11 protein-coding genes, 1 pseudogene and 1 riboswitch are annotated in these 16,358 nt (G+C 40.0%); of the genes and pseudogenes, 3 read left to right on the top strand and 9 right to left on the bottom strand.

Translation table 11 applies throughout. The annotated features are described in order from the left end of the window. Positions 1–13 precede the first annotated feature (13 nt). On the bottom strand, positions 14–1,519 hold the full coding sequence (malQ, locus tag WKT11_RS12870; RefSeq protein WP_117676532.1) for a 4-alpha-glucanotransferase: 1,506 nt from the start codon (positions 1,517–1,519) through the stop codon (positions 14–16). 464 nt (positions 1,520–1,983) lie between these two features. On the opposite strand from malQ, the gene WKT11_RS12865 reads away from it, so the two are divergent. After that, entirely contained in the window at positions 1,984–4,359 is a 2,376-nt protein-coding gene (locus WKT11_RS12865; RefSeq protein WP_118247322.1) for a phosphoketolase family protein, read from the top strand. Between the two features lie 64 nt (positions 4,360–4,423). Here the strand turns inward: WKT11_RS12865 and WKT11_RS12860 are convergent, their stop codons facing one another. Then, positions 4,424–5,320, bottom strand: a complete 897-nt coding sequence (locus tag WKT11_RS12860; protein WP_117676534.1) for a LysR family transcriptional regulator — start codon at positions 5,318–5,320, stop codon at positions 4,424–4,426. A gap of 318 nt (positions 5,321–5,638) precedes the next feature. Between WKT11_RS12860 and WKT11_RS12855 the strand changes: the two genes are divergently transcribed. After that, the gene (locus WKT11_RS12855; protein ID WP_118247323.1) at positions 5,639–7,012 is read left to right on the top strand and encodes an MATE family efflux transporter; all 1,374 of its coding nucleotides are present in this window, start codon (positions 5,639–5,641) and stop codon (positions 7,010–7,012) included. 78 nt (positions 7,013–7,090) lie between these two features. On the opposite strand, the gene WKT11_RS12850 is transcribed toward WKT11_RS12855, so the two are convergent. Next, positions 7,091–7,375 (bottom strand): hypothetical protein, encoded by a 285-nt coding sequence (locus WKT11_RS12850; RefSeq protein ID WP_340284804.1) that lies wholly within the window; start codon positions 7,373–7,375, stop codon positions 7,091–7,093. A gap of 101 nt (positions 7,376–7,476) precedes the next feature. On the opposite strand from WKT11_RS12850, the gene WKT11_RS12845 reads away from it, so the two are divergent. Beyond that, entirely contained in the window at positions 7,477–9,141 is a 1,665-nt protein-coding gene (locus WKT11_RS12845; protein WP_118247325.1) for a glycoside hydrolase family 13 protein, read from the top strand. Between the two features lie 207 nt (positions 9,142–9,348). Here the strand turns inward: WKT11_RS12845 and folK are convergent, their stop codons facing one another. The 6 genes and pseudogenes from folK to WKT11_RS12815 form a co-directional block, all read right to left on the bottom strand. Then, positions 9,349–10,245: a 2-amino-4-hydroxy-6-hydroxymethyldihydropteridine diphosphokinase gene (gene folK, locus WKT11_RS12840; RefSeq protein ID WP_340284801.1), complete on the bottom strand. Its 897-nt coding sequence runs from the start codon at positions 10,243–10,245 to the stop codon at positions 9,349–9,351. Between the two features lie 18 nt (positions 10,246–10,263). Beyond that, the gene (gene folP / locus WKT11_RS12835; protein ID WP_118247326.1) at positions 10,264–11,073 is read right to left on the bottom strand and encodes a dihydropteroate synthase; all 810 of its coding nucleotides are present in this window, start codon (positions 11,071–11,073) and stop codon (positions 10,264–10,266) included. A gap of 39 nt (positions 11,074–11,112) precedes the next feature. Beyond that, positions 11,113–11,610, bottom strand: coding sequence for an HD domain-containing protein (locus WKT11_RS12830; RefSeq protein ID WP_118247327.1), 498 nt, complete (start codon positions 11,608–11,610; stop codon positions 11,113–11,115). Beyond that, positions 11,607–12,164 carry a GTP cyclohydrolase I FolE gene (gene folE, locus WKT11_RS12825; protein WP_026648569.1) on the bottom strand — a complete coding sequence of 186 codons (558 nt, stop codon included), beginning with the start codon at positions 12,162–12,164 and terminating at the stop codon, positions 11,607–11,609. The genes WKT11_RS12830 and folE overlap by 4 nt, the downstream gene beginning before the upstream one ends. 135 nt (positions 12,165–12,299) lie before the next feature. Beyond that, a riboswitch (THF riboswitch) is annotated at positions 12,300–12,396 on the bottom strand. Positions 12,397–12,614: 218 nt separating this feature from the next. After that, positions 12,615–12,748, bottom strand: a pseudogene (locus WKT11_RS12820) (peptide deformylase); the annotation flags it as partial. 249 nt (positions 12,749–12,997) lie between these two features. After that, positions 12,998–16,345: a hypothetical protein gene (locus tag WKT11_RS12815; protein WP_340284792.1), complete on the bottom strand. Its 3,348-nt coding sequence runs from the start codon at positions 16,343–16,345 to the stop codon at positions 12,998–13,000. Positions 16,346–16,358: the final 13 nt, after the last annotated feature.

Here is a 16,358-nt window from a genome sequence, read left to right as displayed (position 1 = left end):
TTTCACTATGTATTTAATCCCAGTTCTTACGTCCATAACGAAGTGTCACATCATAGATTTCCTTCTGGAGTTTCTTTGTAAGATCTCTCTTCTTAATTCTCCACTTCCAGTTCATACCAACTGTAGATGGTTTATTCATTCGGAATCTGTTGTCCAGTCCCATATAGTCCTGCATTGGGATAACGCAGACACGCGCAGCACTGCGCATGATCAGACTAATGAAACACTTATACAGTTCTTCTTCCGGTGTTGCATGATCACACAGATAATCTCTCGCCAGTTTTCTCTCAGCTGCTGTGATGCTATTCCACCATCCCACGATAGTTTCATTATCATGGGTTCCTGTATACGCCACGCAGTTCTCCGGATAGTTATGTGGCAGATAATCACTGGCACATCCGGAATCTCTGGAGTCAAACGCAAATTCCAGAACCTTCATTCCCGGGAATCCGCTCTCATATACCAGATGACGTACGGAATCTGTCATATATCCCAAGTCCTCTGCGATAACCTGCTTCCATCCAAGCGCCTGTTCAATCTTACGGAACAGATCAATTCCGGGACCCTTTTCCCAGTGTCCGCCTCTTGCATCTTTATCTCCGTATGGAATAGAGAAATATTCATCAAATCCGCGGAAATGATCGATTCTTACAACATCATACAGTCTGAAGCAGTAACTCATTCTGGAAATCCACCACTGATATCCTGTATTTCTGTGATAATCCCAGCGATATAACGGATTTCCCCATAACTGACCGGTTGCAGAAAAGCCATCCGGAGGGCATCCTGCTACTGCCAACGGTACATTGTCCTGATCCAGCTGGAACAACTCCGGATGTGCCCATGCATCAGCACTGTCCATGGCAACATAAATCGGAATATCTCCAATGATCTGGATTCCTTTTGAATTTGCATAGGATTTCAGTTTCATCCACTGCTCATAAAACTTAAACTGCATATACTGCTGGAATTCAATATCAAAATAGAGTTCTTCACGATAATAATCCATGGCATTGTTCCAGCGGAGTCTGATATCCTCAGCCCATTTGGTCCATTCTACACCTTCGAAACGGTCTTTTACTGCCATAAACAGAGCATAATCTGACAGCCACCAGCTGTTCTCTGCTACGAATTTCTGATAGTCAGGATTCTTGCTGATATCACTGTTCTCGTATGCTTTTCTCAGAAGAGGATAACGGCCTTTGTAGATTTTTTCATAATCTACCTCATCAGGCTTCTTTCCCCAGTTAACTTTCTCGCAGTCTTTCTTATCAAGAACTCCTTCTTCCACAAGTGTATCCAGATCAATAAAATATGGATTACCTGCAAATGTAGAGAAAGACTGATATGGAGAATCTCCATAGCTGGTCGGTCCCAGTGGCAGAATCTGCCAGTAAGTCTGTCCGGCTTCCTTTAACCAGTCTACAAATTCATATGCACTTTTGGAAAAACATCCGATGCCATAGTCTGATGGAAGGCTGCTGATCGGCATTAATATTCCTGCTGCTCTTTTTCCCATGATTCTTGTCTCCTTCGCCATTCTTCACTTTTACCGCCTATACTTTATCTAGTGTACATATAAGCAGTTTTTCTATACCTTATGCGCAATTGTTTTTTTTATTATATCTATTTTTTGTGCAAATTGCAATACAACTTTCATGTTATCCATTTTTTCGTGAAAATTACTAATCATTGCTTAGTTCTTTTCGTCATCTTCCATATTAAACACCAATCATTTCCACTCAGAGCATTGTCGTCAAGCGGATATTCACAATCTGCTTCGCTACGCAGCTCTATACCGAATAACTGCTCCGCATTTCATCAGAAGGAGCTTATTTTTTATCCATATCAAAAACTTATAATTTCAATGCAATATTGCTATTTTACGTTTCTTTTCCGATATGATAGGATATACTTGGTTAAAAAAATAACAAAGTATTACTCCAATCTATACACATCAAAACCAAAGAAAGAGGTAAGAAAATGGAAGACAACAAATTATGTCTCGAAAAGCAGCCTTTAAATCAGGAAATGCTTGACAAAATCGATGCTTACTGGCGTGCAGCTAACTATCTGTCTGCCGGACAGCTCTATCTTCTTGACAATCCACTTCTGAGAAAACCATTAACAATGGATCAGATCAAGAAGAAAATCGTTGGTCACTGGGGAACCGTACCTGGACAGAACTTTGTTTATGCACACTGCAATCGTGTCATCAAACGTTATGATCTGGATATGATCCTTCTTTCCGGTCCAGGACATGGCGGAAACTTCATGATCGCCAATACTTATCTGGAAGGTTCTTACAGCGAAGTTTATCCAAACATCAGCCAGGATGAGGAAGGTATGAAGAAAATGTTCAAACAGTTCTCCTTCCCATGTGGAGTTCCGAGCCACTGTGCACCGGAAACACCTGGTTCCATCAATGAAGGTGGTGAACTTGGTTACTCTATCGCTCATGCTTTCGGAGCTGTATTTGATAACCCTGACTTAATCGCAACTACAGTTGTAGGTGACGGTGAAGCTGAGACTGGTCCTCTGGCAACATCCTGGCAGTCCAACAAATTCCTGAACCCGATCACTGATGGTGCTGTACTTCCTATTCTTCATTTAAATGGATATAAGATCAGCAACCCGACTATCTTCTCCCGTCTTTCTCATGAAGAACTTGAATGCTTCTTCAAGGGCTGTGGCTGGAAACCATACTTCGTTGAAGGCGATGACCCAATGACAATGCACAAGAAGATGGCAGAAACAATGGATACTGTAATCGAAGAGATCAAAGCAATCCAGAAAAATGCTCGTGAGAACAATGATCCAGAGCGTCCGGTATGGCCTATGATCGTTCTTCGTACTCCTAAGGGATGGACAGGTCCTAAGGTTGTTGACGGACTTCAGATTGAAGGTTCTTTCCGTGCTCATCAGGTCCCGATTTCCATGGAAAAACCAGAACATCTTGAACTTCTGAAAGAGTGGCTGGAAAGCTATCGTCCACAGGAACTGTTCGATGAAAACGGATGCCTGATTCCTGAACTGGCAGAACTGACTCCTAAGGGAAATGCACGTCTTGGTGCTAACCCACATGCTAACGGCGGACTTCTTCTGAAAGACCTTCGTCTCCCGGATTTCCGTGACTACGGTATTGAAGTAGAGCCTGGCAAGACAAAAGCTCAGGATATGATCGAGCTTGGCGGATATATCCGTGATATCTTCAAACTGAATGAAGAGAACAAGAACTTCCGTATCTTTGGACCAGACGAAAGTATGTCCAACCGTCTGTACAAAGTATTTGAATATCAGAAACGTGACTGGAACGCAGAAATGCTTGATACTGATGACTGCCTTGCAAGAGACGGACGTATCATGGACAGTATGCTCAGCGAGCATATGTGTGAAGGATGGCTGGAAGGTTATCTGTTAACAGGTCGTCATGGTTTCTTCGCAAGTTATGAAGCATTCATCCGTATCGTTGACTCCATGGCAGCTCAGCACGCAAAATGGCTGAAAGTCTGCAACCAGCTTTCCTGGAGACAGCCGATTGCATCCCTGAACTTCATCCTGACATCCAATGTATGGCAGCAGGACCACAACGGATTTACTCATCAGGATCCTGGATTCCTGGATCACATCGCTAACAAGAAAGCAGACGTGGTACGTATGTACTTACCACCAGACGCTAACTGCTTACTCTCCTGCTTCGATCACTGCATCAAGAGTAAGAACTATGTAAACGCAATCGTAGCTTCCAAGCATCCAAGCTGCCAGTGGCTGACCATGGAGCAGGCTGTTAAGCACTGCACACAGGGTATCGGTATCTGGGAGTGGGCAAGCAATGACTGCGGTGAAGAACCAGATGTTGTTATGGCTTGCTGTGGTGATACACCTACACTTGAAATCATGGCTGCTGTTACTATCCTTCGTGACGAAATGCCAGAACTTAAGATTCGTGTTGTTAACGTAGTCGACCTGTTCAAACTGGAATCCGACCACAAACATCCACACGGCTTAAGTGATGCAGAGTACGATGCAATCTTCACAAAAGACAAACCGGTTATCTTTGCATTCCATGGATATCCAACACTGATCCACGAACTTACTTATGGTCGTCATAACCACAATGTTTCCGTTCATGGATATCAGGAAGAGGGTACAATTACTACTCCATTCGATATGCGTGTTCAGAACCAGATCGACCGTTTCAACCTTGTAAAAGATGCAATCATGCATCTGCCACAGCTTGGAAACAAAGGTTCTTACTTAATCCAGAAGATGAACGACAAGCTTGTTGAGCACAAACAGTACATCGCTGAATATGGCCAGGATCTTGAAGAGATCAGAAACTGGGAGTGGCATAAATAATTTCCAAAAATACCCGATGACAAGTGTCCAAACGTTTAGAGCGGGCAGATATCTGCCCGCTCTGTTATTCATATTCTCTATCTGTCAGGAATTTCTGGAATGCCTTAGATGCAATACTCTGTGGATATTCCGTATCATGGATAAGAATAATATTTCTCTGCGGAAGCGCTTCATTTACTTCTATCTCAAATACTTTACCTGCTGCCAGATCATCTTTTGCAAATTCCTCGGGAAGAAATCCGATTCCCATATTGTAGCGCACCGCCGGAAGAATCATATCAGTAGTTGCTAATTCGACATCCGGAGAAAACTGCAGTCCATTTTTGGCAAAATATGCATTCATGAAGTTTCTGGTAATTGCTTCTGATGTCAGGCTGACCCAAGGATAAGAGGACAACTCTGCCAGTGAAACTTTCTTTCCCTTCAACTCTTCAAAACGTGTTCCGCCAATCAAAATTTCTTTATATTTTCTTACCACTTTCATCTTCAATGGCTCTGACACCTGCAAGAATGCCGATACAACGGCAAGATCTATTTTCCCCTCTTTCAGTGCATTTACAGAATCTGTCGTACTGTTATTTAATATCTTGAAGTGCACATTTGGATATTGAATATTAAAATCTCTGATTGCTTCAAACAGATAACAGTGAAGTGCCGTCTCCGTTGCACTGATATAAATTGTTCCATTTTCCAGGCTGATCAGATTATTCAGGTTATCCTCACCTTTGAAAAACTGCGCACATCCGGCCGCCACATATTCATAAAAAATCCGTCCCTCCGGAGTCAGCTTCATTCCACTCTTGCTTCGTATAAATAATCTACACCCCAATATATTCTCCAGATTATGTATCGTCCTGGTCACTGCCGGCTGACTGGTCTTTAATACGGCCGCTGCTTTGGTCAGATTTTCATATTTCGATACGTAATAAAATACTTTATAATATTCAAAATTCGCGTTCATTTTCTTCCTCGTCCGTCATCATCTAGTATGACTCACGCTAATTAGCGTGAGCCATACTAGTCCACTTTTACGCGCCTATTTTATCACAATTATTTTTTATACACAATCCAAAGCGACAGCCTGTTAATACTTTGCACATTTTAACAAGCAAACTGTCTTTACAATAATTTCTGCTGGCATTATAATTCGTTTGTAATATCAGAATTATGCAATATGTTATCCTGACTTATAACAGTCTTAACTAAATATCATTATTCTCTAATGTGTTATCCACCTATTCTAATCAGGGATGAACACTATTATTAAGGAGTACTACCTATGTCTAAATCAACTCAAAAGAGTCGTGTCCTTGACATGACAGACGGAAACATTGCCAGGCTTCTGCTTTCATTTGCTTTCCCCATTTTTGTCGGGTGTGTTCTTCAGCAGGTTTATAACCTCGCCGATACTGCGATTGCCGGGCATTTACTCGGTGACGATGCATTAGCTCAGATTGGGGCCACTGCTGCCCTTTACAGTCTGATCACTTCCTTCTGTATTGGATTAACCAACGGTCTTTCACTCCCTGTCAGCCGTTGTTTTGGAAGCGGCAAGATGGATGAAATGAGAACATCCGCCTGCTGGATGATCATTTTATCATTTGCAGTCGCAGTTATAATGACTGCCGGATTCCTTATTTTCCGGTATCCGCTCCTTCGGGTTCTTCAGACACCAGAGGACACTTTTGCCGGCGCCATGAGTTATATCACTGTAATTCTGGCAGGAATTCCGCTGACCATGATTTACAATACGGAATCCGGACTTCTGCGCGCGATTGGAAACAGTATCACGCCGCTGATTTTCCTGATCGTCAGCAGTGTAATTAATGTGATTCTGGATGTCTTGTTTATGGGGCCATTACACTTCGGTGTGCAGGGTGCAGCTACCGCTACTATTCTGGCACAGGCTATCAGCGTTATCCTTTGCTCTTTCTATATACTGAAAAATTATCCTCAACTTCATATGAAACGTGAGGATCTGCATGTATCTTCTGGATTTGTAATGGAAATGTTTGTTACCGGAATGAGCATGGCACTGATGAACGCCGTGTTTAGTATAGGAAGTGTTATTTTACAGAGCAGCATTAACGCTTTAGGAAATGTATACATAGCAGCCCAGGTAGGCGGCCGCAGATTGGCAGAGCTTTTTATGATGCCGGGAACTGCCCTTTCGACCAGCACTGCAACCTTTTCCAGCCAGAACTACGGTGCCGGCAAGCGTTCCCGTATCTGGGGCGGGGTGAAAGTTGCTTTCGGTCTTTACCTCATCTGGTGGCTGATCGCAGTTGCTTTCTCAATCTTTATCGCACCTTATGCCGTACGGTTGATCACAGGAAGTACCAATCCGACAGTCATTGACAATGCTCTTCTTTATGTCCGAATCAGTACTGCCATGTTCCCACCGATGTCATTTCTCGTTATTATGCGAAATGCTCTCCAGGGAATGCGCCATCAGCTTTCGCCTCTGCTTTGCAGTGTTCTGGAACTGATCGGTAAAGTTATCTTTGCTTTCTGGATCGTACCGGTAAAAGGCTATATTGCCGTTTGCATTTGCGAACCGGTTACATGGGTAATCTGTTTTGTATTTATTGCCGGGGCTGCATTGATGTTTAGAAATGATTTTAAAGATAAAGCTGAAGCTTCTCTGCATTAATAAAAAAAGCATATCTGTTATACGTTTGATCGGTGTTTGCATCCAGGAGTATTACATTTGTTTCATCTCCATCCAGAATCATTCTGGCACGAAGCGCAGGTTTATGGATTTTTCACTATGATAGTCTTCTTTCATATAATCATCCGGATGGTTATCATTCTGTCCGATTGCAACAACAACTACCTGTGGCGTATATCCTGCAAAATCCCATTCTTTCGCTTCTCCGAAGATCGGATTATAATGAATTTTATTCCACGCTGTTTCCATACCGATAGCTTCAGGTTCATAAAACCATCCTGTATGATCCATCAGAGCAATTCCGCCCTGTTCTCCTCTCAAATACCGCCTTGCGTTTTTTTGCACAATATCATATAATATTTTCAGAACTTATTTATGCAATTAGTATACCAACAAGTTGATTTCTTGAATTAACTTGTTGGTATGCCTGACGAAAGGATACTTTTATGAAACACGAAAAAGACTGGTATAAGGATCTGGTAATCTACCAGATTTATCCGAGAAGTTTTAAAGATGGAAATAACGATGGAATCGGTGATTTAAAGGGAATGATCGAGAAGCTGGATTATCTGAAAGAGCTTGGAATCAATGCTGTATGGATGTCCCCTGTTTATGCTTCTCCAAATGTAGATAACGGTTATGACATTTCCGATTATTTCTCAATTATGGAAGAATTCGGAACCATGGAGGACTGGGAAGCTTTTCGCGATGGTGCACATGAGCGTGGAATCGCCATCATTATGGATCTGGTTTTGAACCATTCTTCTGATAAACACGTATGGTTCCAGGAATCAAAGAAATCCCGTAATAACCCTTACAGTGATTACTATATCTGGCGTGACCCTGCGCCGGACGGTGGTGCTCCAAACTGCTGGATGTCTGTTTTTGGCGGAAGCGCCTGGGAATATGTCCCGGAAAGAGGACAGTACTATCTTCATTTCTTTGCCAAAGAACAGCCGGATCTGAACTGGGATAACCCGGAAACCAAAGAGAAAATTTTTGATATTATCCGTTTCTGGAACGAGAAAGGTGTTGACGGATACCGCATTGATGCCATCAGCTATCTGGATAAAGGTCTGGACGGACGTGCAGATATGAATGAGCCAATCGGTACCGTAGCATGCGTGAATCTGGAAGGAACCCATCGCTACATCCGGGAAATGGTAGCTGAAACCATGGCTCCGGATAACCTGATGACAGTCGGAGAAGTCAACATTAACAATGAACAGGATGCCATCAATTATTCCAGTGCTGCAAGCAAAGAATTTAATATGTCCATTCCTTTTGTTTCTCCGATCGTAGAAATTCAGACCTGGTCACCGGAGAAAATGAAACGTGACCTTAAGAAAGATTACGAAGTTCTGAAAAAAGACGGATGGTGGGCAAGATTCTTAAGCAATCATGACAAACCACGCCAGGTTTCTCTTTATGGAAACGACAAGGAATACTGGGAAAAATCTGCCAAGATGCTGGCAGCTTATCTTCATACGCTTCCTGGTACTCCGTTTGTTTTCCAGGGTGAAGAATTTGGAATGACCAATGTTGCTTATCCTTCAATTGAGGACTATGACGATATTGATACCCGCAATTATTATAAGACCATGATCGAGCAGGGTTCTTCCCCGGAAGAATCACTGGCTGAATCCCAGAGTATCAGCCGTGACAACGCAAGAACTCCTGTACAGTGGGACGACAGCTTATATGCAGGCTTCTCAACGCATAAACCATGGATTGGCGTGAATCCAAACTATAAGGAAATCAACGCCGCCAGCCAGATGAAAGATGACAACTCTGTTTTCAGATTTTATCAGAAACTGATTGCTCTGCGTAAAGAACATCCGGTAATGGCTCATGGAGATTTCAAGCTCTGCTGTCCGGAAAAAGGACCAGTGATCGCATATACCAGAAGCTATCAGGGTGAAACCTGGATGGCTGTGCACAACTTCTCGAAAGAGACACAGGAATTTGCATATAAAGAAACAGAGGTAGAATTACAGTCAGATACCCCTGTAATTATTTCCAATTATGAAGAAAGCACGATTACTTTCCATGGTGAAGTTCTCTCACTCAAACCTTATGAAACTGTCGTTTTTCAATTACGGTCTTGCTAATATTACAGTTTGATTTCGATACCTGTATTCTTAACATAGAAAAAGAGCCCAAAAGAGGCTCTTTTTCTATGCTAACTTCTCATGTTTTCCTACTCAAACCAACACGCGCCATCAATCACATGCTGCGAATGATGGCATTAACTATTTATGCGCTCTCAAGAAACGCCAGAATTTCGGCTTTGGTTTTTGAACTTTTTGTAAAGGCTTCTAACGGTATTTTGCAGTATTTTCAGATTTGTTCAGAAGGCTGTCCAGAAGCTGTGAAATGGTCTGATTTAATACAGGATGTCGCAGATACGGAGCAATCTGACTCATTGGTACAAGAACGAAATCTCGGTTGTGCAGATCAATATGGGGAATATGAAGATCTGGCATATCAATGATTTCCTGATCATAGAACAAGATATCCAGATCCAGTGTCCTCGGTCCCCAGTGGATGATACGTTCTCTGTTTGCCTCCTGTTCTAACTGATGCAGTCGCACAAGCAATTCCTCAGGAGTAAGAAGTGTCCGCATTTTCAGGACTCCATTTAAAAATTCATCCTGATCAGTAACTCCGTAAGGTTCTGTGATAAGATAATCGGAAATTGCCTCTATGCGGCATCCTTTTGTCTCTGCCAGACCACGGATTCCATTGTCTATATACATCTTTTTATCACCCATATTAGAGCCAAAAGCAATGTAAGCAGTATGCCATTTCCGCGTAATTTCCACAGATACGGTTTTCAGAGGAAGACCAACCGGTGCCCAGGGCTTTTCGATCTTCAGAGTGATTTTTTCAAGTCCGGAAAGAGAGCAAAGAAGCATTTCTGCAAGATTCTCTGCAAGAGATTCCAGAAGTTTATAAGTATGTTTTCTGGTGAAATCAGTGATCATATGGCTGACTTCGCCATAGTTTATGGAGGCAGACAACTCATCGGTTAATCCCGCCAGACGTGTTCTGGTAAAAAGCGTGGCAGAAATAACAAATTTCTGTCCCAGAACATTTTCTTCGGGATATACACCATGGTTTGCAAAAACCTCCAGCTCTTTAATTTCTATTTTATCTAATCTGGTCTCATCCATAACAGTAAAGCCTTTCTGTATGTTATTTATATTTACCATCTGTTTTGTGCCAGTAATTTATCTGCGTCCCAGGATTGCTTCTGTCATCTGAATCACACGCTTATTTTCTTTAACATCGTGGACACGGACAAAAGAGCATCCTTTCATTACGCCAATTACACTGGTAGCCAAAGTCCCCTCTACGCGCTGATCTACCGGAAGCTCCAACGCCAGTCCTATCATGGATTTGCGTGATGTACCAAGGAGAACCGGAAATCCCAGATTCTGAAAAAGCTCCAGGTGATTCATTGCTTCCAGATTCATTTCAAATGTTTTTCCAAAACCAATTCCCGGGTCAAGCATGATTTTTTCATCTTTAATTCCAGCCTGTCTTGCAAGATTAACACATTCCTGTGTTTCAGCGAGCATATCAATGACAAAATTTTGATATTCTGTATTAGATTTGTTGTGCATCAGACAACAGGCCACATCATATTTTGCGATCACAGCTGCCATTTTCGGATCATATTTTAATCCCCAGATATCGTTAACCAGGTCAGCTCCTGCCTGGATAGAGCTTTCAGCAACACTGCTCTTAAAAGTATCTACAGAAACAGGAATGTCAAAATGTTTTTTGACCGCTTCAATAACAGGAAGAACTCTCTGTGCTTCCTCATCAGCACTGACAGGAGTATGACCGGGACGTGTAGATTCGCCTCCGATATCAATAACATCTGCACCATCAGCAATCATTGCCTCTGTATGTTTCAAAGCTTCATCCATATGATTCCATTTGCCGCCATCTGAAAAGGAATCAGGGGTAACATTTAAAATTCCCATTATGTAAGTATGATTCTTAGTGTCAAAAAAACGGTTCCCAATTTTCATGAGCAAAGCCCATCCTTTCTTTTGTGCTTATAAAGAAGATCAGTATTCAATTTTCATATTTTTTTTATCATCAGACCAATAGCATTCAGAAGCTGCGGAACATAAAAAACAATTTCTGGACTGCTTATCCGCTTTATAAAGAAGTGCTGTCAGCATACTGCAGGAATCTCCTTTTCGGTGATGTCCAATGGAAGACAGAATCAGTTCTTTTTCCTTCTCTGTAAAGTGCAGATCTGTCAGAATTTCCCTTGCGATTTCTACTCCTGCAATATCATGGGGAATGTTGTACTGATATTGCTGGGCACGTCCGATATCATGAAGAAGTGCTGCTGCATAGATAAGCTCTTTGGGCAGCTCCAGATGTTCCTCCAGTGCATAAATGTACATCAACCGTGCAACATCCAGAAAATGTTCAGGAGTATGACGGCAGAAGATCCGTTCACTCTCAAGTTCCTGTATTTTTTTATAATGTTCCTGATAAACCGGGTGCCTCCAGATCTGATTGACACGATCCATATCTGAAAAATTGTTATTCATCCTTTTACCATAGAAAGGAACATTTTCTGCAGTTCCTTATCTTCTGTAAATGCACCACGGGTTACAGTAGTGATTGTTTTGCTTCCTGGTTTTTTTATTCCGCGCATGGTCATACAGGTATGTTCCGCTTCCAGCATTACCATAATTCCTTTTGGATCCAGAGTACGCTCTAAAGCATCTGCAATCTGAACAGTAAGGCGTTCCTGAATCTGTGGTCTTCTGGAATAAACCTCTACTGTACGTGCCAGTTTACTTAAACCGGTAACTTTGCCGTTGGGGATGTATGCAAGATGAGCTTTTCCATAAAAAGGCATCAGGTGATGCTCACACATGGAGTAAAAGGTGATGTCTTTTTCCAGTACGATTTCATTATTCTCTACAGGAAACTGCTTCAACAGGTGCTGGTCCGCTTCATGGCCAAGACCTCCGTAAATTTCTTCACACATACGGGCAATCCTGTCAGGAGTATCAATCAGACCTTCCCGTGTGATATCTTCACCGATACCTTCCAGAAGCAGACGGACTGCCTGCTCAATTTTCAGTTTGTCAACCATTAAAAAATAACCTCCTTTGTATTTTTGAAATGGAGATTATCCTTTTGACCAAATTAAAAAGGATATCTCCAATTGTGATAGAATGTATGTCGAAAACATTCCCTAACACAATATGAGATATCCTCTTATATTGTTTGCAACGGGTGCGGATAATATACCGTAAGACGCACTTTTCGTTTCAGTGACAACTCCCCATTCACCGAACACTTGACGCATAAAATCCTATTTTGCATATCATTCATTTCGGTATTCAGTATACCATGTAATACGATAATAGAAAAGGTTTTTTCTGACTTTTCAGAATAATTTTTTTCTGCTGCCAGAACTAATAGTTTCGAAGTACACTTTGCAGATATTCTTTATACTGCTGCTTTACATCTTCCGGTCCGTACTGATACCATATTCTCGGTCCAGAATCGTACATAATTCCGTAACACATCTATTTCCATGTTATATAATCTTTCCGGACAAATAATTAATTTCAGCTAACAGATCTGTACCGTCCATCCTGACAATTTCTGGCGCTGTTTTTTCCAGTTAAAGTCATAATACTCCACTTCTATTTCCTGGTATCTAGACTCACGAGCAAACTTAGCCATATACCAGGTTATCCACATAGTGATTCCTTCCTGATGATAATGTGCCTGTGCTTCAACTTTACTGTATCTTCCAATATCGCTATATCGCGCCAGTATCTGCATATCTGTTTCTGTGCCTTCTCTTTTCCTTCGGGATTGTAATATATGTCTTTTCCTCTACTTCTGAAACTCAGAATCTTTCCGTCTCGGAGATACAATAAAGCAATCTTGTCTATTAGCATATAATCCTCTAATCTATAAAAGCCACTGTCTCTTAACCTCTACAAATTCATTGTTTGACAATCTTCCAATACATATTTCCTTCCATTTTTCAATGCCTTTCAATACCGGTGCATCTGGTTTTTCCGAAATACACTTATCTATTTGAAAAGCAGTTCTTGCACATGCGGAACGAAGATTTATTGTAGATTTTATCTCTTTTTCTGTACATTCCTTTATTTTTTCATAAGCCGTATGCTCTGCACACTCTAATAAAGCCTTATCTAATGGCATAAGAATTTCATCTGATAAATCAAGCACCCCCATATATGCCAAATTATGTATAGAAATATAAAACATCTGTAATCCAGGCTGTTTCCCATATCTTATAAGTCTTATTTGCTCGATCAACAATTTTTTTGCTATATCTAATTCCGGCCACTTCAAAATAATATATTCAGCAGCATTCGTCGCATCTGCTATTTTATTCTTATCATCACTATAGAATTGATCAATAATGCTTTCTCCTAATTCAGCTTCGATTCTTTCTTTCCTAAACAAAAGAGCTCTTGATTTTAAAGTATTAATCCCATATTCGCTCATTTCATCAAGTATTTTCAGTAACTTCACTACTAAATCAGAATCCATCCGATCTATTTCAAATGAAAAGCTACCGATTACACGCTCCAGTGCTTGATATCTATCATAAAACTCATCATAATAAAAATCCCTATGCTCATTATTATCAAATCCGCTCCTACCGATTTCCCAGTACTCAATAAATCTGTTAAGGATGATTTCGATATCCGCAATTTCCAATAAATCAGGGCACAAATAATTCATACACTGAAGTTCTGCAAATATTCTTGCCTCGCCCATCGTAACTGATTCAAGTCCTCTGGATTTCAGATTATCATAAAACTTATTATCCATAATATAGTTTCGTACAAGGGTCTTAACATCTCTTCCCTCTGGACTTGGCCACTTCAAAAAGGCTGCGGCGTAGTATTCCTTAAAATTCGGAAGTCCTGTGTCTTCATTTACATTTTTCCAAATTAATTCGCGTAAATCCGCCAATTGTTCAGCTGATAATAGAGACCATTCTCTTAATTTGTTTAAACGCGGAATAATCGCCCAATAATCTTCATCCGATTCACTAGCACATTTTATCAAATCATCTATAATAGTCGAATCTATATTTGCTTTTTCATAGTATTTTTTTGCAAGGGTACTGGCAGAAATCACATCAAAAGGATCGGTTGATCTATCCTCACCTATATGTGTTCTGTTTTTTGTTGAAGATAATAATATTTCGTTTAAATACTGTGATTTAATATTTTCATCTATGATACAAAGAATCTGATAAATCCATTTATCCATTACACGGTATTCACGCACAATATCTGTATCAATTAACTTGCACATCAGTGTCAATAATTTTTTTTGCTGAACTAAAGAAGCTACCGAAACTAATCTTCTAAGTATTTCCAACCCATTATTCAGCAAATGAGTATACGCATTACCTCTTGCAGTATTTACGCTGATACTTTCGATATTTTGTTCGATACATTTAAATGCATAATCAAATAATTTTCTACAAATATCAAAACCGGCACTGATACAATTTTTACGTGAAATAATAGATTTAACTACTTTGTCATTTCCTGATCTCATACACATGAAAAATCCCAATGACGGAGTATTGATAAATAGTGCGTTAATAAATTCTATTTCCCGATGTGAAAGAAGTCTTGTCATACCAATATGCAGCGGCATTGCAATTCTTGCCAATACTCTATAAAAACTATAGATTTCTCCAAATCCATTGCTCCCCCATGTGATTGTTCTTATTTCTCGATTTATCTCAAAAGGTTCTTCCTTGTGCTTACAGTAGTAATTATACAAATAATTATTCCATTGGTTTTTTTCCTTCTCGAAATCAAAAAATCGAGAATAATCTTCTATTCCATTCCATGCTACATGAAGCTCCTCATTTTTATCAAATGGATGAAGTCCTTGAATTACAAATGCTAAAAGTTCGTATGCATCAGATAAAATAGATCCGCATTGTACAAAATCCTTATTTTTTTCTTTTGGCATGCTATCAATGGATTCTTCTAGTTCAGCAATGAGTGTTTTCAATTCTGAATATGCACTTTCAAGCAGACCACATTCTGCCATTAGACCAACCTTATTCAAACGCAATGCATACCTATTATCTTCACAGGAAAACTGTTGTATTTTATCTCGAACATCAGATATTTGCATTTTATAAAAGAGATGAACTATGAATTCCATTTCAAGTTCTTCATTTCCGGTTTCCATTATTACAGCACTTTTTTTCATCACATCGAATACTTTTTGCCACGAATTCCAATTCATGTCTTCTCTATATTCACGCAATAGTGATTGACCAATGTAAAACCATTTTTCGTTCTTATCCTGAGCTGACCAGTCGCCTTTATCTTTATACTCTTTCCACAGTTCAAAAATATGGTTCTGCAGTATTTGTGAAAACACAATAAATCCTGTTTCATGTCTCCATACTAATTCAAATGCAAAATCTATTTTTTCTTGCATGGACAGTTCAGCTGTCTTCCACAATAATGATTCATCTCTGGTATATGACGCTAATATTTCTCTTTTAGCTACTGGGGCAATATACCATCCCGGATATAACTCACGTTCTTCCTTCCAATGTTTTGTTAATCCTATAACTTCGGCTTTCCGTTTTTCATTGCTACCAAACAACCCATCCGTCTGATAAAATTTTAGGTTCCACGTGAACAAATCCTTGGCATCACCAATCACTGTTCCATTTTCTATATGAACATGTTCATAATCTGATTTTCTTAATCCATAAGAAACTCCAGATATAGAACTCAGTTCATTTTTAATTTCCGATAGTCCAGTAGTTAGTAGAGTCTTTAATTCTTCTTGCTTACGTGAAAGCCTATTAAAAAATAATCTTCCTTCCAATTCAGGATTATTCATTGCTGTAAGTTCAAAAAACATTTGCACCAATGAATCAATTATCTTATCAGCATTATCAACATAATATGCCTCACATAAATCATTTAATTTTTGTCTCAATGCTTCTTCCATATCAAAAGCATCATCTTTTCGAATTTCTTTTAAAATCGCTCGCAGATTGTCTTTAGAAAATGCCGCTTGCAAATCGCTCAAAAATAATGTGTTATCTCTACATTTCAATCCTGTTAAACAAGAAGCAGCCTCATTAATTTTAGAGTCAACATTTCTATTTTTCAAATAATCACGAGATGTACTTGCCGCTTGCCCAATAATACTATCCGAATAATTATCACATAAATTTTCTAAAATTCCTTTTAAACCACCAATTACAAGTGAAACATCCATTGTCATCTATTACTCCTTA

The organism is Blautia sp. HCN-1074 (genome assembly GCF_037890165.1).
Classification (GTDB): Bacteria; Bacillota; Clostridia; order Lachnospirales; family Lachnospiraceae; genus Blautia_A.
This window is presented reverse-complemented; position numbering and strand designations above follow the sequence as displayed.